At 31.8% G+C, this 22,211-nt stretch carries 20 protein-coding genes; 12 read left to right on the forward strand and 8 right to left on the reverse strand.

The genetic code is table 11. From position 1 onward, the window contains the following. Nucleotides 1–306: 306 nt before the first annotated feature. Nucleotides 307–2,298 (reverse strand): putative porin, encoded by a 1,992-nt coding sequence (locus ABD963_RS00005; RefSeq protein ID WP_345274881.1) that lies wholly within the window; start codon nt 2,296–2,298, stop codon nt 307–309. A 143-nt stretch (nt 2,299–2,441) separates the two neighbouring features. Here ABD963_RS00005 and ABD963_RS00010 point away from each other — a divergent pair, with 143 nt between their 5' ends. Beyond that, entirely contained in the window at nt 2,442–3,041 is a 600-nt protein-coding gene (locus tag ABD963_RS00010; protein WP_345274882.1) for a ribonuclease HII, read from the forward strand. A 32-nt stretch (nt 3,042–3,073) separates the two neighbouring features. Then, nucleotides 3,074–5,503, forward strand: a complete 2,430-nt coding sequence (locus ABD963_RS00015) for a ribonuclease HII (protein ID WP_345274883.1) — start codon at nt 3,074–3,076, stop codon at nt 5,501–5,503. Between the two features lie 499 nt (nt 5,504–6,002). Here the strand turns inward: ABD963_RS00015 and ABD963_RS00020 are convergent, their stop codons facing one another. Next, nucleotides 6,003–6,584, reverse strand: coding sequence for an NUDIX hydrolase (locus tag ABD963_RS00020; protein ID WP_345274884.1), 582 nt, complete (start codon nt 6,582–6,584; stop codon nt 6,003–6,005). Nucleotides 6,585–6,716: 132 nt separating this feature from the next. Here ABD963_RS00020 and pyrE point away from each other — a divergent pair, with 132 nt between their 5' ends. Both pyrE and ABD963_RS00030 read left to right on the forward strand, forming a co-directional pair. Then, nucleotides 6,717–7,361 carry an orotate phosphoribosyltransferase gene (gene pyrE / locus ABD963_RS00025; protein ID WP_345274885.1) on the forward strand — a complete coding sequence of 215 codons (645 nt, stop codon included), beginning with the start codon at nt 6,717–6,719 and terminating at the stop codon, nt 7,359–7,361. Nucleotides 7,362–7,381: 20 nt separating this feature from the next. Continuing rightward, the gene (locus ABD963_RS00030) at nt 7,382–7,777 is read left to right on the forward strand and encodes an SRPBCC domain-containing protein (RefSeq protein ID WP_345274886.1); all 396 of its coding nucleotides are present in this window, start codon (nt 7,382–7,384) and stop codon (nt 7,775–7,777) included. Here ABD963_RS00030 and ABD963_RS00035 read toward each other — a convergent pair. Beyond that, nucleotides 7,774–8,502 carry a biotin--[acetyl-CoA-carboxylase] ligase gene (locus tag ABD963_RS00035; RefSeq protein WP_345274887.1) on the reverse strand — a complete coding sequence of 243 codons (729 nt, stop codon included), beginning with the start codon at nt 8,500–8,502 and terminating at the stop codon, nt 7,774–7,776. The two genes, ABD963_RS00030 and ABD963_RS00035, sit on opposite strands and share 4 nt — an antisense overlap. Before the next feature lie 93 nt (nt 8,503–8,595). Here ABD963_RS00035 and rsfS point away from each other — a divergent pair, with 93 nt between their 5' ends. The 6 genes from rsfS to ABD963_RS00065 all read left to right on the forward strand — a co-directional run bounded on the left by rsfS (nt 8,596) and on the right by ABD963_RS00065 (nt 13,373). Next, nucleotides 8,596–8,967: a ribosome silencing factor gene (gene rsfS, locus ABD963_RS00040; RefSeq protein ID WP_345274888.1), complete on the forward strand. Its 372-nt coding sequence runs from the start codon at nt 8,596–8,598 to the stop codon at nt 8,965–8,967. A 9-nt stretch (nt 8,968–8,976) separates the two neighbouring features. Beyond that, the gene (ftsH, locus tag ABD963_RS00045) at nt 8,977–10,920 is read left to right on the forward strand and encodes an ATP-dependent zinc metalloprotease FtsH (RefSeq protein WP_345274889.1); all 1,944 of its coding nucleotides are present in this window, start codon (nt 8,977–8,979) and stop codon (nt 10,918–10,920) included. Between the two features lie 116 nt (nt 10,921–11,036). Next, the gene (locus tag ABD963_RS00050) at nt 11,037–11,645 is read left to right on the forward strand and encodes an LUD domain-containing protein (protein WP_345274890.1); all 609 of its coding nucleotides are present in this window, start codon (nt 11,037–11,039) and stop codon (nt 11,643–11,645) included. A gap of 1 nt (nt 11,646) precedes the next feature. After that, a complete protein-coding gene (locus ABD963_RS00055) occupies nt 11,647–12,468 on the forward strand; it encodes a phosphatidate cytidylyltransferase (protein ID WP_345274891.1) in 822 nt (273 codons plus the stop codon). Beyond that, nucleotides 12,458–13,117 (forward strand): phosphatidylserine decarboxylase family protein, encoded by a 660-nt coding sequence (locus ABD963_RS00060; protein WP_345274892.1) that lies wholly within the window; start codon nt 12,458–12,460, stop codon nt 13,115–13,117. Before ABD963_RS00055 ends, ABD963_RS00060 begins: the two co-directional genes overlap by 11 nt. Continuing rightward, nucleotides 13,107–13,373: an acyl-CoA-binding protein gene (locus ABD963_RS00065; RefSeq protein ID WP_345274893.1), complete on the forward strand. Its 267-nt coding sequence runs from the start codon at nt 13,107–13,109 to the stop codon at nt 13,371–13,373. Before ABD963_RS00060 ends, ABD963_RS00065 begins: the two co-directional genes overlap by 11 nt. A gap of 11 nt (nt 13,374–13,384) precedes the next feature. Here ABD963_RS00065 and gldC read toward each other — a convergent pair whose 3' ends face one another. After that, a complete protein-coding gene (gene gldC / locus ABD963_RS00070; protein WP_345274894.1) occupies nt 13,385–13,720 on the reverse strand; it encodes a gliding motility protein GldC in 336 nt (111 codons plus the stop codon). After that, nucleotides 13,720–14,679: a gliding motility lipoprotein GldB gene (gene gldB, locus ABD963_RS00075; RefSeq protein ID WP_345274895.1), complete on the reverse strand. Its 960-nt coding sequence runs from the start codon at nt 14,677–14,679 to the stop codon at nt 13,720–13,722. Before gldB ends, gldC begins: the two co-directional genes overlap by 1 nt. 92 nt (nt 14,680–14,771) lie before the next feature. On the opposite strand from gldB, the gene nadE reads away from it, so the two are divergent. Continuing rightward, nucleotides 14,772–15,560, forward strand: coding sequence for an NAD(+) synthase (nadE, locus tag ABD963_RS00080; protein ID WP_345274896.1), 789 nt, complete (start codon nt 14,772–14,774; stop codon nt 15,558–15,560). A 98-nt stretch (nt 15,561–15,658) separates the two neighbouring features. After that, complete coding sequence (locus ABD963_RS00085) at nt 15,659–16,288, forward strand: response regulator (RefSeq protein ID WP_345274897.1); 630 nt, start codon at nt 15,659–15,661, stop codon at nt 16,286–16,288. Here the strand turns inward: ABD963_RS00085 and dnaG are convergent. From dnaG to ABD963_RS00100, 3 genes are all read right to left on the reverse strand, one after another. Then, nucleotides 16,283–18,241: a DNA primase gene (gene dnaG, locus ABD963_RS00090; protein ID WP_345274898.1), complete on the reverse strand. Its 1,959-nt coding sequence runs from the start codon at nt 18,239–18,241 to the stop codon at nt 16,283–16,285. The genes ABD963_RS00085 and dnaG overlap by 6 nt on opposite strands. Before the next feature lie 158 nt (nt 18,242–18,399). Then, entirely contained in the window at nt 18,400–21,393 is a 2,994-nt protein-coding gene (gene secDF, locus ABD963_RS00095; RefSeq protein ID WP_345274899.1) for a protein translocase subunit SecDF, read from the reverse strand. 144 nt (nt 21,394–21,537) lie between these two features. Continuing rightward, the gene (locus tag ABD963_RS00100) at nt 21,538–22,152 is read right to left on the reverse strand and encodes a hypothetical protein (protein WP_345274900.1); all 615 of its coding nucleotides are present in this window, start codon (nt 22,150–22,152) and stop codon (nt 21,538–21,540) included. Nucleotides 22,153–22,211: the final 59 nt, after the last annotated feature.

Here is a 22,211-nt window from a genome sequence, read left to right on the forward strand (position 1 = left end):
TTAAGCGGGTGCAAATATAAAACCCTTTTTTTTCTTCCACAATACTTTTTTGATCTTTTTTTGAAAAATATTTTTTAAAAAAAATAAAACCTAAATTAATACCGAGAATGAACGTTTTTTACTATCACAGGCAAACCCGTTTTAGCGGCTGCAAACATACAACCCTTTTTACTTTTTAAACAAACTTTTTTCAAACTTTTTTTTAACCCCTTTTTTTGTAATCACAATTACCTTGTAACCTGATACTTAACAAAAAATCTCCCAAATATTTTACCCAAATTTAACTCGAAATATATGTTTGATGCATTAAAGAAAGAAATTCCAAACAACACCAAAACGAATAGTGAAATCACGATAGGGGTATGTTGGTGCAGAATAATAATTATAGCCCGTTAGTGATGAATTGAAATGCTCTGCTTTTAAATAGATACGGGTTTGACGTATTTTGGCGTTTAAAAAGAAATCTAAACGCGGAAAATCTCCAAATTCTCTTTCGTTTTGGATATAAAATTCTGCTAATAACGGATTGTAACTGTTCATGTAATATTTTGTAAAATAATTTAAGGTTACTCCTGTTTGCAGGTACATCGCTTTTTTGAACAAATAACTTGAATAATATAGTGTATTTCTGGTTGTTAAATCTGGAACGTTAAGAACCTCATTATCATCTTGCACGTTTTGGTATAATATAGTATTGTTTAGAGCAAATTTTCCAAATTTAATTTCATTTTCAAATTTAACCCTAAGATAGGTGATCGTGGCATTGTTTTGGAATGGTCTAACTGGCAAAACAGAATTTCCAGCTGTAAAACTTATATCTTCCTTAAAATAAACATAATCGTTAATGGTATTGAAATCTACTGTAATATTTGCCAACTTTTTATATTTAAGTTGAAATGCGAGTTGTTGGGTTTCAGTGTTAGTGAAATTATTTCTCCAATTATAATTGATGTAGTCACTTTGGTAAAGAAGTGCATTATAATTTGGCGCTTGCGAGTTGTGGTTAATAGAAGCCGTTGCTGATATATCTTCGTTTAATTTGAACGTTGCTTGAGCTTTAATAAAATTACCATCAAATTCTCCCGACACATTTAAACCTGCTTCACCTTTTAAGGTAAAGCTTTTATACTCTTTAAGGTATTTACCACCAGCCGATAATATATTTCCTTTCAATCTGTTGATTATAGTAACCCCATTTAGTATCACCAATTTATCGTAACCATAATTATAATTGTTGTTACTAATATTGAATTGTAAACTTCCTAATATATTATTACTGTAGTTTAATTGTAATTGATTATAAAAATTTTCAAGTGTTGCTCTATCTTTTAAATTTGTCGTTTTAAAAGCATTTCCAAAAAAACTTGTGGTTGCGCTCGTTTGGTCGTACTGAAAATATTTATCCTCAAAAGACATGATATGACCGATACTCAATTTGTTTTTTGATAGTGTATCTTTTTCCCTTATGATTTTATAATTATGCTCTAAATGAAATCGTTTTCCACGTAAAATGCTTTCCGCATTTTCAAAATTAACTTCCAAAATAGAACGATCAATGAACTCGGGATCTCCACTTTCAAAATTTAAAACACTTCCATCTTGAAGCCCTCCATTTTCTTGGTTTAACAAATCTTGAGTTACTATGTGTCCTCTGGCATTGTAACGTTTATTTTTTGTGCTGTAATTTGATGTAAACCTGAAGTTACCTGTACTGGTTAAAATGTGCTGGTACTTTCCTAAAGAACGTAATCCTTTATACGCAATTGAAAAATTAAATTGCGGAGACGTATTAACTGTAAAAAAAGAATCTGCTAATTGGCCTTGCTCAAAAGCTGTCTTAAAAAAGAGTTCAGTCAAGGGTGTTGGTACACGGTAATAGTTTATATCTTCAATTTCCATGTAATTGAAATGTCTTGCTCTGGCACCAAAACTTGGCATTATGTTACTACTTTGAAAATTAAAAGTTAAACTGTTGTATGTCTGCCCTAAATTTGAAAAAGGCATCAATCCAAAATTGTCTCTTCTTAAATAATTAAATTTATATTCCTTTTGTATTGTTAAAGTTGTATCTACAAAGGTAGTATCGTTTTCATGAGAGATTATTAAGTAATCTTGTATTCTGGGCTGAGTATCTTTTTCTTTTGAATTCCTAGGAGTTGTTTTAGGTTTAATAATTGTAGTATCCTGTTTTGCTTTAAGTAAACTAGATTCATCTATTGTAGGCTTTGTTCGTTTATCTTGAGCATTCAAACCATTACAAAGCCATACAAAAAGTAAAACAACAATAATTTTATTCATACATGTAAATTCCAAAGGCAAAAGTAATTATTTGAACGTAAAGTGAAGATAAATATTTCAACAAAGAAAGTTCATTACCTCTTGAAATAAAATAAATTGCATGTTTTAAAACCAAATTATAAGTTTATCAATATTTTAGCTACATGCTATTAAAAACCCATTCAAATTTTAATTTAGAGTGTGGGACCGACGAAGCCGGCAGAGGTTGTCTTGCAGGTCCTGTAACAGCTGCGGCAGTTATTTTACCTAAAAGTTTTAAAAATTCTCTATTAAACGATTCTAAAAAACTTAGTGAAAATAAGCGTGAATTCCTAAAACCAATTATTGAAAACGACGCTTTACATTTTGGAGTTGCTCATGTATTTCAGGAAGAAATTGATACCATTAATATCTTAAATGCCTCTATTTTAGCAATGCATAAATCTATTGCTGAATTAAATACTACCCCCGAATTTATCATTGTTGATGGTAACAAATTTAAACCATATAAAAACATCCCTTTTGAAACCATTATAAAAGGTGATTGTAAATATTTAAGTATAGCTGCTGCTTCTATTTTGGCTAAGACTTATCGAGACCTATACATGAATAGCATTCATGAAGAATACCCTATGTACAACTGGAGGCAAAATAAAGGCTATCCCACGAAAGAACACAGAGAAGCCATAAAGAAGTATGGCATTACAAAATACCACAGAAAAACATTTAGATTATTGACCGAGCAACTGAAGTTAGACTTATAAGTTTTTATATTTGTGGAAAATTAATTCACATTATGCGATTTTTTTATTTAGCCCTCATATCCATCCTTTTTTTTAATTGTAACACCTCCGAAACATCCCGAACTCAACTTATTAATTATGTACCTAAAAACACCTCTATCATTATAAAATCTTCTAATATAGAAGGTTTAAAAAGCAGCCTCCATAATAATAATTTTCTGCAAGAATTATCCGGAACAAATTCCTATAAGGATTTAGAAAACAAACTTGAAAGTATATCTTATTTAAATCCTTTAAATGATGTTTTAATTTGTTTTTCCAAGGACCAAAATGACAGTTTACAGTACTCCATAATCACGAAATATGGCAAGACATTATTTGTAACCGATTCTTTGCCTAATTATAGCAAAGAAACAGTTGAAAACAAAAACATAACCGTTACAAAATCAACAATAAACAGCAACGTTTTTTATAGCACTTTGGTTGACAGCATCTTTATTGCTTCATCATCAAAAGACATTATCGAAACCATTTATGAAAAATCTGATATTGATAAAGAATTGGAAAAAATGTATCGAACGATTAATGGTGATAAGACGTGTTCTATGATATTAAAATCGGACAAATCCTTAATTCAATCATTTTTTATTGAGGATTCTCTCTTTTTTAAAAGGTTCACTAATGATATAGCTTTGGATATTGATATTAAGCAAAACAGTATTACAATAAATGGAGTGACAAAAGCTAAGGATTCTTCAAGCCTTTTAAATATTTTTAAAAATACAATCCCTCAGGTAAATCAAATTCAAGAAATAGCGCCATCAAACTGTGATGGTTTTTTGAGTTTAACCTTTGATGATTTTAAAACTTTTAAAAGTAATTTATCAAAATTTAAGACAACAGATTCCATAATAAACCCTACTGCTCTTTTTGATGACGTGAGAGAATTAGGCGTAATTTATGAGGATGAAAAGCGCGCTATAATTTTAAATTCTATTGATATTATTGCAACTAAAGATGCTCTATTAGGCGAACAAACTCTTGAAAATTCATTTAGAGAAGTTGATATAAATAGCTTTAGTAATCCCAACTTATTTGCAAACATGTTTTCGCCTTTAATAACATACAAAAATGTAAACATGTATTGTAATTTAGACAACTTCTTTGTTTTTACTGATGATTTAGAAATACTTCAGAACATTATTGCTAATTATCAAAATAAAACAACTCTTAATAATAGCTTTAACTTTAAAAATATTTATGAAAATCTTAGTGGCGCTTCTTCTTTATTGCAAGTTACTAACCCAAAAACGTTAAAAACTATTTTTAATAAAAATTTTGAAGACCAATACAACTTTAATTTTGACAACTATATGTTGTCTGCGATTCAATTTATATTCGATACTAATTTTGCACATATTAATGCCATCATAAAAAAGAATACATCTAAAACCTCAACAAATTCGGTTTCAGAAATACTAAATATCAAGCTTGATAAGGATCTACTGAATAACCCGCAATTAGTTACTAATCATATCACTAAAGAAAAAGAAATTGTAGTGCAGGATGTAAACAACAATCTTTATTTAATTTCCAATAAAGGAGAAATTCTATGGAAAAAAACACTTCAAGGTCCAATTTTGGGGAGCATTGAACAAATAGATATTTATAAAAATGGCAGATTACAATTGGTGTTTGCAACCCCAAAAAGGATTTATGTAATTGACAGAAATGGAAACGATGTAGCACCATTTCCTGGGAAGTTTAATGATGAAATCACACAACCCCTATCGGTTTTTGATTATGATAAAAACAAAAACTACAGGCTTCTAGTCACTCAAGGTAAAAATATTTTAATGTACAACGTAAACGCAAAACCTGTTAATGGTTTTACTTTTAAAACTGCTAATGCTAATATTATTAGTCAACCCAAACATTTTAGAATGGGCAACAAAGATTACATCTGCCTTAAAACAGAAAACAAACTTTATATTTTAGATAGAACGGGGCGAAATAGAATAACTCCCAAAACGCAGTATAGTTATTCTAATCAACCCATTTTCTTATTTGAGAATACATTTACTACCACTAGCTTAAATGGTGAATTAGTTATGGTTGATACCAAAGGGAACGTATCCACTAAAACTCTAAACCTCTCAGAAAAACATTATATTGATACTAGTAGTAAAACACTGGTAACTTTGAGTGAAAATAAATTATCCATAAAAAATAAAACTACCGATCTGGATTATGGGGAATATTCCAATTGTAAATTGTTCTATAAAAATGATAAAATATATGTATCAATTACCGATTTACAATCCCATAAAATTTATCTTTTTGATAGCCAGTCAAAATTACTAGATAATTTCCCGGTTTATGGAAACTCATCCATAGAATTGGATAATATGGATAAAGACAGAAATTTGGAATTTGTTACAAAAGGAGAAAGTAACTCAATAATCCTATATCAAATAAATTAAATATATAGTTTTTAACATTGTTTATTTAATAAATAAATTTCACATGCCTTTTGTAAACAGAAAGTAATCTCTATATTTAGGCAGCTATTAATCAAATATTTACAAAAACTCCCGTAATTAATTTTAGTAATTTTTCTTTTAGTGTAACACTTTATTTGAAGCAACGGTGCTACAAAAATATAACGATAACCAAATCGCAAGTCCTCGAATCTAATGGGGCGTCAAAGTGATAAACTTTGGCGCTCTTTTTTTAAAATTAAAGACAAAACTGTCCAAACACAATATTCATTTAATGCAATGAATTAATTCTTTATACAAATTAAAAAAAATAATATACATTAAATGCACTTTATAACATAACGATAGAGGCGTTTTAAATCACATGAATTCAGTAATAACTAATAGATCCTACCACAAAAAAATCAAAAAATAATTTCATTTTTTTAGTCTCGCCATTTAGATGCAAAAACCATATAATCTTAAATGAATATAAAAAACGCTAGACTAACAACTTAATATTGGCATACGAATTATCGAGAGCTTCTTTTACTTGGTTACTATTTAACCATTCCACTTTGGTAATCCCCTCGTCCTCTTGTGCATATAAATTTCCTTTAAAACTAGTTTTCATTTCAAACCAATACGTTATTTTTATTTTATATCGTCCGTTTCGTTTGAATATGTGATATGTGGTTTCCAAAGGTTTAGTAATTTCTAACCCAGCAACCCCAGTTTCTTCGGCCACTTCTCTTAAAGCAGTATTTTCGATGGTTTCTTTGCCTTCAACTTTCCCTTTTGGTAAGTCCCATTTATCATTTCGGTAAATAAATAAAATATCACCTTTATCATTATAAACTTTACCACCACCCGCTATAACATTAGGAAGTTTTTTGAGAAATTTTTTTAAAAGTTTGTCTTGCTTTTTATGGATTAGCCTAACTTCATTTAAATTATTTGTACCAAGTTTTCTTATAACTTTTTTAATATTCACTGAATTGAGCAAATAATTTTTAAAGTTAGTTTCTTTTTCTACTTCCGTAGTTAAAATTATTGGCTTATCACCAACAAAAACTTTGTACATACTAAACTATAATAGATATTTTTTATGTGGTAAAAATATCATTTTTAGTAAGAATGCAGGCATTCTGAAAAAAAATATTTTTATTCATGAATGAGTATAACATAAAATTAAATTTATTGTAATTTTACCATTATGATTTTTAATAAAGAAACCGCTAAAAAAACTGCCGAGGTTTTATTGCAAGTAAACGCCATAAAGCTTAGCCCTAAAGAACCTTTTACCTGGGCTTCTGGATGGAAATCCCCAATATACTGCGACAACCGTATAATCCTGTCTTTCCCTACCATTCGAAATTACATTCGTGAAACAATGGGTAAGCATATAGAAAGACAATACGGAAAACCTGACGTTATAGCCGGCGTTGCCACTGGTGCTATAGGTATTGGCATGTTGGTTGCTGAATATTTGGGTTTACCCTTCATCTATGTAAGACCAGATGCTAAAGGGCACGGACGCAAAAACCAAATAGAAGGTTTTGTTGAAGGCGGACAAAATGTTGTGGTGGTTGAGGATTTAATAAGTACCGGCAAAAGCAGTTTGAATGCGGTTAAAGCTTTAAGAGAAGCTGGCGTCAATGTTAAAGGCATGGTAGCTATTTTTACTTATGGTTTTGATGTTGCTGTTGAAAATTTTAAAAAAGAAAACATCCTTTTGCACACTTTGAGCAGTTATGAAAATTTATTGGAAAAGGCTCTGGAAACCAAATACATTACTGAAAAAGAATTAAAAACATTATCTGAGTGGAACAACAACCCAAGTGAATGGGATGTTAATTGATATAAATCAATAAAACAAATATGAATTTAGAATCCCCAAAAATTAGCGTTGAAAAAACTCCTGAAGAGGTTTTTAATTTTTTATCAGACATCAAAAATTTCGAGTCTTTAATGCCTGAAAACATTAGTAAATTTGAAGTTTTAGATGAAGATAAATTCCTTTTTGCTCTTAAAGGTATGCCAGAAATTATTCTTAAGAAAAAAGAAGTTACGCCTCCTAATAAAATTGTTCTAGGTGCAGCCGGGGGAAAAATCGATTTTTCGTTAACTGGAAATATCATTCAAGTTGATGAAAATTCAAGTGAAGTACAATTAGAATTTACTGGTGATTTTAATCCTATGATGTCTATGATGATAAAAGGTCCTATCAATAAATTCATTGAAACTCTGGCCACCAATATTCCAAATGCCATTTAATACCTTAGTGTAATTTCTTTAAGATCAAATTTTTTAACCATCCTATCTTCAAGATGTACCATTAGTTTTCCGTATTTGGTGACCCCTTTTATAAATCCAGAAAATAATTCTCCTTTAGCATTTTCAAAAGTTGAAGGTTTATCTATTCTGAACAAATTAGCCTCATATTCTTTTTTAACCTTGTCGTAGTATCCTTGTTGTAAAAGTTTAGAATACATCCTTGCATTAGCGACAATACTATGTAAAATTTCATCTAAATCGTAGTGAATTCCAGTAATATTTTTCAAGGAGGATGCTTTGGGAAGATCTATAAAACGAGTTTGATTTACATTAAGCCCAACGCCAATAATGGTAGAGTTTAGTCTGTTTTTTATGACATTCTCAATTAAAATCCCACAAACCTTCTTGTCTTCTGACAAAATGTCGTTAGGCCATTTAATACTTAAATATGGGATATTTAAAGTTTTTAAAGTTTTTAAAATTGCCAAAGACATGGCCATACTGATATAAAAAGGAAACTCAACATCATGTATACTTAAATCCTTAAACATACTAAACATAAGGTTTTTACCCTGTTCAGAATTCCATACCGTACCCATTTGTCCCCGTCCGTTTGTTTGATGTTTTGTAACAACAACCGTATAATCAGTAACCATACCATTATAAATCATTTCTCTTAAAAATGAATTTGTGGAGTCGATGGCATCAAGTTTGATTAATTGCATTAAGGAGTTATTTAAATACTTAAAAATCTTATGATTATTTTAAACTATAAAGAACTAAAAAAATAATAACTTTGCACAAATTAAATAAAATTAATGGCGAAAGAAAATATAAGCGCAGATCAACTCATATCAGTAATAATAAGTGGCATTGAAGACGTTAAAGGAAAAGAAATAAATATTCTAGATTTAAGAGATATTGAAAACACTGTTTGCGATTACTTTATAATCTGCGAGGGCACTTCAAATACACAAGTAAACGCCATAGTTAATTCCGTTCAAAAAAAAGTAAGCAAAACTTTAAAAGACCATCCTTGGCATATAGAAGGGGTTGATAATGCAGAATGGGTTTTAATGGATTATGTTAATGTAGTTGTGCATGTTTTCCAAAAACAAATAAGGGAATATTATGATATAGAAAGCCTTTGGGGAGATGCGAAAACAACACTTATAGAAACTAGTTACTAAAAAAACAAAATGGCAAACGATAAAAAAAACATAAAAGAAAATAAACCGAAATTTAGTCCATATTGGATTTATGGTATATTGATAGCCGTTTTCTTAGGCTTTCAATTATTCAGCTCTAGTGAATTTGAAAACGCTAAAAACATAACCACATCCGAGTTTTTTGAGTATGCAAAAGACAATGATGTTGAAAAAGTAGTTGTTATAAACAGGCGTATAGCCAATGTTTATCTAACAAATGAGGCTGAAAATAAAGAAATCCATAAAAAATCGATACCACAAACTTTCATTCCTAGTGCTACTAAATTACCCAACTATAAATTTGAAATTGGGGACCTGCAAAATTTTGAAAATGATTTAAAAGCCATAGGCAAGTACGATATATACAGTTTAAAAACCGATGATAATGTCTGGGGAAACCTACTTATGAGTATTCTTCCCTTTATCCTTTTAATTGGAGTTTGGATATTTATTATGCGACGCATGTCTGGTGGTGCTGGAGGTGGTGCTGGTGGTCAGATTTTCAACATAGGAAAATCTAAAGCAAAATTATTTGACCAAAATACAGAGGTTAAAACAACCTTTAAAGATGTTGCTGGTTTAGAAGGTGCTAAAGAAGAAGTTCAAGAAATTGTTGATTTCCTTAAATTCCCTGAAAAGTACACCTCCCTTGGTGGTAAAATACCAAAAGGAGCTTTATTAGTAGGGCCTCCAGGAACAGGAAAAACATTGTTAGCAAAAGCTGTGGCAGGAGAAGCTAAAGTGCCTTTCTTCTCTCTCTCTGGTTCAGACTTTGTTGAAATGTTCGTGGGTGTAGGAGCTTCCAGGGTTAGGGATTTGTTCAAACAAGCTAAAGAAAAATCACCTTCAATTATTTTCATTGATGAAATTGATGCCATTGGTCGTGCCAGAGGAAAAAATGCCATGTCCGGAAGCAATGATGAGCGTGAAAATACGCTTAACCAGTTATTAACGGAAATGGATGGTTTCGGTAGCAATACGAACGTTATCGTAATTGCTGCAACCAATAGAGCCGATATATTAGATAAGGCTTTAATGCGAGCAGGGCGTTTTGATAGACAAATTTTTGTTGATTTACCTGATGTTCGCGAGCGTAAAGAAATTTTTGAAGTTCACTTGCGACCTCTTAAAAAGGCCAAAGATTTAGATTTGGATTTTCTATCTAAACAAACCCCAGGTTTTTCCGGTGCCGATATTGCCAATGTTTGTAATGAATCAGCTTTAATTGCAGCCAGAAACGGTAAAAAAGAAGTGGATAAACAAGATTTCTTGGATGCAGTGGATAGAATCATTGGTGGTTTAGAGAAGAAAAATAAAATTATTACGCCAAGTGAGAAAAAAGCTGTGGCTTACCATGAAGCTGGGCATGCCACCGTAAGTTGGATGCTTGAGCATGCTGCACCATTAGTTAAGGTAACAATAGTACCTCGTGGCCGTTCCTTAGGGGCCGCATGGTATTTACCAGAAGAGCGATTAATTGTGCGTCCAGAGCAAATGCTTGATGAAATGTGTGCCGCTCTTGGTGGTCGTGCTGCAGAAAAAGTTATTTTCAATAAAATATCTACTGGAGCTTTAAGCGACCTGGAAAAAGTTACCAAACAGGCCAGAGCCATGGTTACCGTTTATGGATTAAGCGATAAAATAGGAAACTTAACCTATTATGATTCATCGGGTCAAAACGAATACGGTTTTACCAAACCTTACAGTGAGCAAACTGCCGAATTAATAGACAAGGAAATTTCAGATATTATCGAAACTCAATATAAACGAGCTATTAAACTACTTGAAGACCATAAAGATAAATTGACTGAACTCGCAGAAGTACTTCTTGAAAAAGAAGTTATTTTTAAAGATAACCTTGAAAAAATATTTGGTAAACGAGCTTTTGAAAAAGAGGAGCAGATAACCAGAAAAGAACAAGAAATTAAAGACTAGTGAAGCTGTTAATTTTGCTAAGCTTTATTAAAAATCTTAAATTAACCGTACGGTTAATTTAAGATTTTTTATATTTGGTAAACCTCAAAAGAATTCTGTTAATAGCTATATACTAAATGAGTCTTTTTAGAAAAATTTTTGGTAATAAATCTGAGCGTTCGGCTGAAGAATTAAAATCCGATGACAGGGGCAAATATATGCCTGAAATTAAACTACCGATAGATGAAAGGTTTACCATAAACTTTAAGGCTAATGGAGGCAAGTTTTTATATTGCGAAAATTTAGATGAAATATTCAAAAACATAGATAATATTATTTCCGAGAACAAGTGGGAAGACAAAAAGGTTTTACTACTTGATGAAAATTTAGAAAATAAGTTTGGTAATTCTAACCTTAAACCAACAAGAAAAGTAAGTGATTCTACTTTTTTTTTAACAACCTGCGAGAATTTAATTGCCAATGATGGGTCTTTGCTCATCTCATCTAAACAAATTTTCGAAAAAAAACTTCCAGAATTGCCTATTAATTTTATTGTTTTTGCAACAACTAGTCAAATTGTGGAAAATATTGGCGAAGGCTTAAGAGGTATAAAGTCTAAAAACAGACAAAAAATCCCCACAAATATTACAACCATAAAACACTTTAAATCTGGTGATGAAAAAGATTTTCTAAGTTATGGTAGTAGTGCTAAAAATTTGTACCTACTACTTTTAGAAGATTTATAGTATGAAAGAAATACTTATTAGGTCACTTTCGGGTTTACTATATGTGTCGTTATTAATTATTTGTTTAAAATTTGAACAATTATTGATAGCTCTTTTTTTTGTTTTTGGTTTGATTTGCATGGGTGAATTCAAAAAACTTATCCAACTTAAGAGTAAAATTCCCTACATCATTTTCATTCTACTTTATGCTGTTTTTGGTTATTGGCAAATAGTTTTAAATACTAATACTGGTTTAAACGAAGCTACACAAATACTTATAGTACTCTCCATATTTGTTGAATTATTTTTAATTAAAGATTTGTTCTCAGGAAAAACTATTCCACTATTTGCAAGTAAACGCTTTATACTTACTACATTTTATCTATCAAGTGCCTTTGTGTTTTTAATATTGATTACTAATTACCATCAAAATTACAATCCAAGCATATTACTAGGCTCTTTCATTTTGGTATGGGTGAATGATTCTTTTGCGTACTTAATTGGCAAAAACTTTGGCAAACAAAAACTATTCGAAAAAATTTCCCCAAAAAAAACAGTAGAAGGCTTTTTGGGTGGTTTGTTTTTTTCATGTATTGCGAGCTATTTTATTGCTACCTATACAAACACGTTAGATTTTAATAGCTGGCTAATTTTAAGTATTATAGTAAGTGTTTTTGGTACATTAGGAGATTTAATAGAGTCTAAATTCAAAAGACAGGCAAGCGTAAAGGATAGTGGTGGTATTATGCCTGGGCATGGTGGATTATTAGATCGTTTAGATAGTATCATTTTTGCCGCACCTTTTATATATTTGTTCTTAAGAATTTTAAATTATGTTTCATAGAGAAGGTCATAAAATTATATTCCTAACATTTGTTTTTATTGTTGCCTGTTTTTTACTGGTAGACAGCCTTATTGATACACAGTGGTTAAGAACCATTATCATGATTGTTTTATTGGGCTTTTTAATATTGATACTTCAATTTTTCAGAAATCCAAAACGGAAAACATTGTTAAACGATAAACAGGTGATATCTCCTGTTGATGGCAAAGTAGTTGTTATTGAAGAAGTTTTTGAGAACGAATACTTTAAAGACAAACGCCTGCAAGTAAGTGTTTTTATGTCTCCAATAAATGTTCATGTAACGCGTTACCCTATTGGCGGTAATGTAATCTTTAGTAAATACCATCCTGGAAAATATTTAGTGGCTTGGCATCCTAAAGCAAGTGAGGAAAATGAGCGCACAACGGTCGTTGTAGAAAACGAAACTTACGGAAAAGTACTACACAGACAAATTGCTGGAGCGCTGGCTAAACGTATTGTGAATTATGCCAAATTGAATGATAAAGTTTTACAAGGAGGAGAATCTGGTTTTATAAAATTTGGTTCAAGGGTAGATTTATTTCTACCTTTAAATACAAAAATAAAGGTTCAACTCAACCAAAAAGTTAAAGGCGGCGAAACTATTATCGCAGAACTTAATGAAAGATGATGATTTAGACATAGAGTTTCAGCAAGCAGTGGCTCGGGTAAATGAACATACCGATCCATTTCCTGCTGACACCTTATTAAAGCTATATGCTTATTACAAAAAAGCTACTAACAATTATAGTAGGCCTAGTAGTAAAAAAGCCATTATTAACGCCTTCAAAACTAACGCCTTGTTTCAGGCTAAAGATATAAGCGAAGATGAAGCTAAACGTGCTTATATCAATTTGGTTAATAATTACTTTCTGTATAGAAGATAAAGTTTAAAGAACTATTTGTTAATCTCCAGTTTTTCAGCAAAATAATCGCAGAAATCTTTCATGGTAGCAGTCATTTTTTCATCTTGGGTGGCTCTGTTAAAAGTATCACTCATGGCTACTAGGGTTTGATGAAAAAAAACTTTCATCTCGTCAACAGGCATATCTTTAGTCCACAAATCTATTCGCAAGGTTTCCTTAGCTTTAGAGTCCCAAACAGCAAGCATCATGGCCTTTGCCTCTTCATTGGTTATGCCTCCATCAAGAGCTGTCCAATGTAATTTTTCGGGCACACGGTTTTCATCCAACTCGACATTTAATTCTATTTTAGAGCTAATTGTTTTTGACATTATTTTCTGGGTTTAAATTTTGAATTATTAAAAATATCTTCGGTGCTTTTTATGAGCATATCTTTTAAGGAAACCTCATTTTCTTTCATATAAGCTCGCACAATTTGCCAACCTATGTATTGTCCTAAACGGCCAGGGGAATCAGTATCAATATCCTCAAGATAAAATTTTGAAAAAGGGGCATCAATGATGAACCTACCTAGTAATTTTGAATCTGTACTGTATAATAATTCACGCTCAACAAAATATCTCCAAATGTAAGCCTCATTTCTGTTAGCCCAATCCAATTGAGCCTCTGTATAACCAATTCGCTGCGCTTCCGTTTTAAAGGGAATAACAACATCTTCAAAATACAACTGCTTTCCATAATAAATCATCTCATCCAATAAAGTTTTACGTTGAGGATGATAAATATATTTTTCAGCATAAGCCTTAGCCACATCTACTACCAATTGTTCTTTTTTAAAATTTGCTGCTAAGTATTTTGGAATATTAATGTAAAATTCATGCTCACTTCCCAAGTAATTATCTAAAGCAATAACATCAATAGTATCTGTTACTACCACTTTATTCCTATAATCAACATCATTAGTTGTGGTAATAACCCTTGGTGGATGGAACTCAGAAAAATAATACTTTAAATGATTGAACAAAGACTCAATTTCTGCTTCTGTTTCTTTAAAATCTTCAAATGTTTTATCTACTTCATTAAATAAAAGTATTTGTAGAGTATCCTCCTTTTTAGCCAACCAAAAAGAATCTGTATACTTCTCTGGAAACATAAAAGGATACGCCGTTTTCAATTTTGGTAAGTTTTCAGGAGTAACGTTAGCAAATAATTTTTCAAAACGTTCAACCTTAATATCGGCATTTATATTTGCTATATCTTTTTCTAAAGTGTTTTCTTTTTTACAAGAAACGACCACTATTAAAATGAACAATAGTATTTTAGATTTCATACAAAACTTAAACGACATAAATTTTTATAAATTGAGTGTATAGCTTATTTTTGTTTGCAAAGGTACTATTCTTAGATTTAAATTTATTTAAAATGCAAACAGAAAAAGTAGTAGATCATATAGTTGATTGGTTAAAAGATTATGCCACTAATGCAGGAATGAAAGGTTTTGTAATTGGTGTCTCTGGTGGTATTGATTCTGCAGTTACCTCAACACTTTGTGCTAAGACTGGTTTACCTCTTTTATGTTTAGAAATGCCTATACATCAATCGCCTTCTCAAGTGAGCAGAGCACTTAATCATATTAAATGGTTAAAATCCAAATTTAGTCAAGTTAGTATGACTCAGGTTAATTTAACTCCTGTTTTTGATAGCCTCATAGAAGCTTTACCTGCTGTTGATGATGAAGAAAACCGATTTATGTCATTAGCCAACACCCGTGCCAGGTTGCGCATGACAGCGTTATACTATTTTGCTGCTCTTGAAAAATATTTAGTCGCAGGTACTGGCAACAAAGTTGAAGATTTTGGAGTTGGCTTTTACACCAAATATGGCGATGGTGGTGTTGATTTAAGCCCTATTGCCGATTTATTGAAAACCGAAGTTTATACGGTAGCTAAATATTTAGGTATTAATCAAGAAATTATTGACGCTGCCCCTACCGATGGCCTTTGGGGTGATGACAGAACCGATGAAGACCAAATTGGAGCCTCATATCCCGAACTTGAATGGGCTATGAAAATGGATGATGAAGGGAAAACAATTAATGATTTTTCTGGAAGGGAATTGGAGGTTTTTAAAATATATAAGCGTTTTAATAATTCAAACAAACACAAAATGATTCCTATTCCAATTTGCGAAATTCCTAAGAATTTAATGTAAATATTGTAAAATACTCAAAAAAGTATTACTTTTACTATTAGCTTAATCTCTCAAAATAATTACTATAAAAGTAATTAATAACTAAAGCGTAATCAATTATGATAAAATTACTAATAGCCGACAATCACCCTATTACAAGAAAAGGGTTAGAAGTGCTTTTTTCAGCCTCAGCAGACATAAAAATTGTTGGCAGTGTTGATGATGGGGAAGATATCTTGGAGTTTGTTAAAAAAAATCCTGTGGATATTGTTTTAACAGAAATCGATTTTCCTAAATTGAATGGTTTGACTGTTTTACGCCACTTAAAAAATGATTTTCCTGATATTAAAACTATTATTTTTAGTGCTCAACCAGAGGATGTTTACGCCATTAATGCACTAAAAGCTGGAGCTGCTGGTTACATGCATAAATCGGTAAATGTTATTACCATTAATGAAGCTGTTCTAAAAGTAAATGATGGAGGAACTTATCTAAGTAATAAACTTACTGAACAATTAGCCTTTGGTGTCAGAGCCAACAAAAATGGTGCTTACTACAAAAAATTATCTACCAGGGAATCTGAAGTTTTAAAACTTTTAACTATTGGTAAAAAAAACAAAGAAATTTCCCAAGAATTGGATATTAACGAAAAAACCGTTAGTACTTACAAAGCACGTTTAATGCGAAAGCTTAAAGTTACTAACTTAGTGGACTTAGTAAACCAAGCTAAACTTAACCAAGAGTTATAACACTCTGTTTAATTTTCTGGATAACAACATTTTTAGACCCGAATAATCTTTTACTTCTTCTAGTATATTTTTATTCGTATCTATTTTATTTTTTAAAGTTTCTTCTTGAAATTCCTTAACTTTTTGATCTATTAAAAAACATCGTAAGCTTAAAATTGTTTCGCTTACTAACTGTGCTATGTTGTGTGATTTTTCTTTTGGAAAAATATTCATTCTATTCCAGTTATCTAAAGCATAGCGTTCGTCTTCCATCAAAATGGTTGTAATCTCTGTTGCCATTTCACTGCTTACAATATTTATAAAGTTTTTTAGTTCAAAATCCGGATTCTGGTTTAAAGTATCAATAATAGTGTAGTACAAAGTCTTGAAATGTGGGTTTGAAAATTCCATTTCATCATCTTGTAAATCCAAAAATACCTTTTCAAAAACTTTGGCTTGATGAATAACAGGCTCTAAAACCAATTCGCCTTTTTCGTTTTCCTTTAAAACCAAATCTTCGAAATCCTCAGTTTTATTTCCATAAAGGAGCAATACTTCAATGATTTTTCGTTCTAAAACATATTGAACATCTACCTTCGTTATAGGCTTTTGGTGTTTAATTACCTCAAAGGCTTTTTGCTCTGTTTGATACTTTTTATTTTCTTCTTGAAATTCTTTTTTATTGATTTGTGCCAAAGTACTGAATAGAACTTCCTCACTAATATCCATAATTCTAGCACATTCCTGTACATAGATTTCCTTTTTAATTCTATCTGGAATTTTAGATATACTGTTTACAATATCACGTACAGTTTCAGCTTTTTTAATGGGGTCATTTTTTGACTCTTCAAATAACACCGAAGCTTTAAACTGAATGAAATCTTTAGCATTTTCCTCTAAATACATAGACAATTCTTCAAGGGTATTCTGTTTTGCAAAACTATCAGGATCTTCACCTTCTGGAAACGTACAAACCTTTACATTCATACCTTGCTCCAAAATTAAATCGATTCCTCGTAATGAAGCACGCATACCGGCTGCATCTCCATCGAAAAGTACCGTAATGTTTTTAGTAAGTCGATTAATAAGTCTTATTTGCTCAGAGGTCAGGGCCGTACCTGATGAGGATACCACATTTTTAATACCGGTTTGATGAAATTGAATCACATCGGTATACCCTTCAACTAAATAACAATTATCCTCCTTGGCGATGCTTTGCTTGGCATGATAGATGCCGTAAAGCACCTTGCTTTTATGGTAAATGTCACTCTCAGGCGAGTTTACATACTTAGCAGCTTTTTTGTCGTTAATTAAAATACGTCCGCCAAAACCCAAAACGCGACCACTCATACTTTTTATGGGAAACATCACACGCCCTTTAAACCTATCAAAGCGTTTGTCTTCCTTAACTATAGTCAAACCTGTTTTCTCTAGATAATCGAGGTTATAACCTTGTTTTAAGGCTTCATCAGTAAAGGCTTGCCACTCATTAAGCGAATAACCCAAATCAAAAGATTTAATAGTTTCTTCAGTAAAACCTCGTTCTTTGAAATAGCCTAAACCGATGGATTTACCTTGGTCGGTGTGATGAAGTATTTTTTGAAAATATTTGTTCGCAAATTCACTGACTAAATACAAGCTTTCACGCTCGTTAGCTTGTTCTTTTTGCTCATTACTTTGCTCGGTTTCTTCAACTTCTATGTTGTATTTTTTGGCAAGGTATTTTATAGCTTCTGGATACGTAAAATGTTCGTGTTCCATTAAAAAAGCAACCACATTACCTCCTTTCCCACTACTAAAATCTTTCCAGATTTGTTTTACTGGCGACACCATAAAACTTGGGGAGCGCTCATCGGTAAAGGGGCTTAAACCTTTAAAATTACTGCCCGATTTTTTAAGTTGAACAAAATCGCCAATAACCTCCTCAACTCGGGCGGTTTCAAAAACTTGGTCTATAGTTACTGGTGATATCAATGTCGAACTTTATTCAATGTAAATGTAACACAAACTATTGATTTTTTGAAATTAATCCTTAAACCAAAAACGATTCGTTTAATCATATCGTTTGTATTTGATCTTTAAAAAAAAAGCCTGTCAAAAATGACAGGCTTTTTAAAAATAAAAAATTTGAGTTAGTCTTTTCTCTTCTTTTTATCTTCTAGTTTTTGTATGGAATCATACATTAAGGGGGTTGCAATAAATAACGATGAATAAGTACCTACTATAATACCTACGATTAAAGCAAACATAAAACCTCTGATAGATTCTCCACCAAAAATAAATATGGCTAATAACACAACCAATGTGGTTGAAGAAGTGTTCAAAGTACGCCCTAAAGTACTACTTAATGATACATCCACTACACGTTCAAAATTCCAACTAGTATGCTCGTTTAAGTATTCTCTAATTCTATCAAAAACAATTACGGTATCGTTTAATGAGTAACCAATTACTGTTAATATGGCTGCAATAAATGCTTGATCTATTTCCATACTAAATGGCATGAACTTATATGTTAATGAGAATACACCCAATACAATTAATACGTCATGGAACACGGCAGCCACAGCACCCAATGAGAATTGCCATTTTTTGAAACGAAATAAGATGTACAAGAAGACCACAATCAACGATCCTAATATAGCCCAAAATGATGCTTGCTTAATATCATCAGCAATTGTTGGACTCACTTTATAATACTTCATTAAACCAACTGTTTTGGTGTCGGCATCACTAATAAAATCTTCGTAAGAAACACCATCTAAATGAGATTGTAAAGCTGTGTAAAGTTGTTTTCTAATATCTTCATCAACCTCTGCACCTGTTTCGTTTACTCTAAACTTGGTTGTAATCTTCAATTGATTGGCATCTCCAAATGTTTTAGCATCGGCGCTTCCAAAAACATCTGGCTGGGATAATACATTCGTAATTTCCGCAGCACTAACATCTTGTGTAAAACGTACTTGATACGTTCTTCCTCCAACAAAATCAACACCTTGATCTAAACTATTTGTGAACAAGGATATTAAACTTATCAAAATTAACGTTCCAGAAATGATATAAGCTGCTTTACGTTTTCTTAAAAATTGTATGTTGATATTTCTAAATAGATTTTTAGTAATAGCTGTTGAAAAATCTAATTTACCACCTCTGTTTACATACCAATCAATTAATAATCTGGTTATGAAAATAGCAGTGAACAACGATGTGCCAATACCTATTAACAAGGTTGTTGCAAATCCTTTGATGGGTCCTGTACCAAAAATGAATAATATTAAGGCTGTTAAACCAGTTGTAATATTAGCATCTAAAATGGAAGACAAAGCATTACTAAATCCATCTTGAATGGCTTCCTTTTGCCCCTTGCCTTTGGCTATCTCTTCTCGTATACGTTCAAAAATGATGACGTTAGCATCTACCGACATACCAATGGTTAAAACAATACCTGCAATTCCGGGTAAGGTTAACACCGCTCCCAATCCTGATAAAATACCAAAGATTAACAGGATATTCAATACCATTGCTATATCAGCAAAACCACCTGCTTTTCCGTAATAAAAAATCATCCAAAATAATACCAATACTAAAGCTATCATAAAGGACATGGTTCCACTATCAATGGCTTCTTGACCTAACGATGGTCCAACAACTTCACTTTGAATAATGTCGGCTGATGCGGGCAATTTACCTGCACGTAAGACGTTTGCTAAATCTATCGCCTCATTTAACGTGAAATCTCCTGAGATAGATGAACTTCCACCAGCAATTGGCCCTGTTGTTACACCAGGTGCTGAATACACCACATCATCTAATACAATCGCTATCTGACTACCCTGAGTGAAAGCTTTGCCAGTCATTTCTTCCCAAATCTTAGCGCCTTTGGCATTCATTTGCATCGATACTTCCGATTTTCCTGTTGGCCCAAATTGATTACGAGCATCGGTTACTACTGCGCCACTTAATTGAGGTGTATTATCTCTATTTCCTACTAAAGCATACAAATCAACTAATTCACTATCTCTTTCAGGTTTACCAAAAACAAACTTGGTATAACGTTGTTCAGCTGGAAGTAATGACCTTACTTCGGGCATGTTTAAATAATCAAGTACTGTTTGTTTATCTTTAATTTCAAATTTGGCAATAACTGGTCCACCAGGATAGCCTTGACCTCTTATCAAATCGAAAATTGGATTTACAGTTGCAACAGCTGTAGAGTCTGTTTCAGCATCTCCTAATAAATCGTCAATTTGAGAATCTGTAGCATTTTCCTCATCTTGAGATTCGACTTCTTCTACTTCTGGTTTGGTATCAACAATGTCTTTTAAAACTTCATTTGCTTGAGATAAAAACGGGAAGAATTGCTCACCTTTGTAAGCATCCCAAAACTCTAATTGCGCTGTACTTTGCAGCAATCCTGTTGCTCTTTCAACGTCTTTAACACCTGGTAATTCTACCAAAATACGACCAGAGGTCCCTAAACGTTGAATGTTTGGTGAGGTTACACCAAACTCATCAATACGCTTACGTAATACTTCAAAAGCTGAAACAATTGACTCATCAATTTTTGTTGAAATGATGCTTTTTACCTCATCATCACTCATGCTGCCATCAATTTCGCCATCTAATTCTTTCGTGTAAAATATATCAGGTGATGCCAATTTGGTATCCCCTTTAATTTTATCAAAAGCAATAAAAAAATCTTCTAAATAGGTATTCTGGCTATTTTTTTGAAGTTCCGTAGCATCTTCCAAAGCTTTATTAAAAACAGGATCTTTAGTGTTATTAGCCAGTCCTTTTAAAATGTCCTTTACACTTACCTGAAGAATTACGTTTATACCTCCTTTAAGATCCAAACCTAAATTCATCGCTTTAGCTTTCACTTCGTTGTAAGTGAATTTTGCAATACCAATATTAAAAACTGTATCGGTAGCAATAGATTGTAAATAGTTAGCCTCTTCCTGGCTGCGTTTCGCACGATAATCATCTTCAGTATCGGCTATTTTACTCATGGCTATTTCCTCAGCCTGTTTTTCTATTTGATTTGCCTTGAATGTGAATGAAAGTTGATAAATACTTACCAAACCAAACAAAAGCGCAAATAACTTAACTAGTCCTTTATTTTGCATTTTTATGTTTTTTTTTAAGTCAAATTTTTAAAACGGGCAAATATAGAATTTACCTTAGAATCTGACAATTTTTAAGTTGAATTAAATTTTTATGTTTTTCTATTGATGAAGTTCTTTGGATTTTAAGCTGATTACAAAACCCAATTAACAGATAGGTCCAGCTCTAACTTCGGGAATACTTTTAGAGGTATGGTTTAAGGTAAAGGCAATATTTTTGTAAGCTTCATAAGCTTGTTTTCTCAAAATATCATCATTTGTATATTCTATATTACTTATGTGTAAATAAGAATTTGGTTCAAAAAAACGATCACTTTTAGTGTCAATTTTAACAATGTTGATGCCGTTTAAATTCCAATCAACATCATTCCCATCTTGAATTTCATAAACATCAAGATTATATGCAATCGTATCTTCATTCGATGGGAATTCATTTGAATTTTGATGGGGCGTATTAAAATCTAAAGCAAGATTTTCTTCCTTTGAAAACATCTCTTTGATACTAGCAACATTAGCATCACTGAAATAGGTTATTTTTAAGTTGCCGTTTTCAAATTGCTTGACCTGTATATTGTCTACACCTAAGTCTTGCAGCTGCTTTTTTATATTGTCTGTGGTATTTTGAACGTCTTCCGTAGTTACTTCTGCGTTTGTAAATTGTATTACAATTTCCTGATTAGGAAGAACAACTTGTTGTTGGGAGAAAATCCCAAACAAAGCTAATACAATAACTAAAGTACTTATGTACCATTTTTTTAACATGCGCCAAATATAAAAAATAAAGACTGTATTTCTACAGTCTTTCTAAAATTATGTGATTA

Origin of the sequence: Litoribaculum gwangyangense, from assembly GCF_039543505.1 — a bacterium.
In the GTDB taxonomy this organism is placed as follows: Bacteria; Bacteroidota; Bacteroidia; order Flavobacteriales; family Flavobacteriaceae; genus Litoribaculum; species Litoribaculum gwangyangense.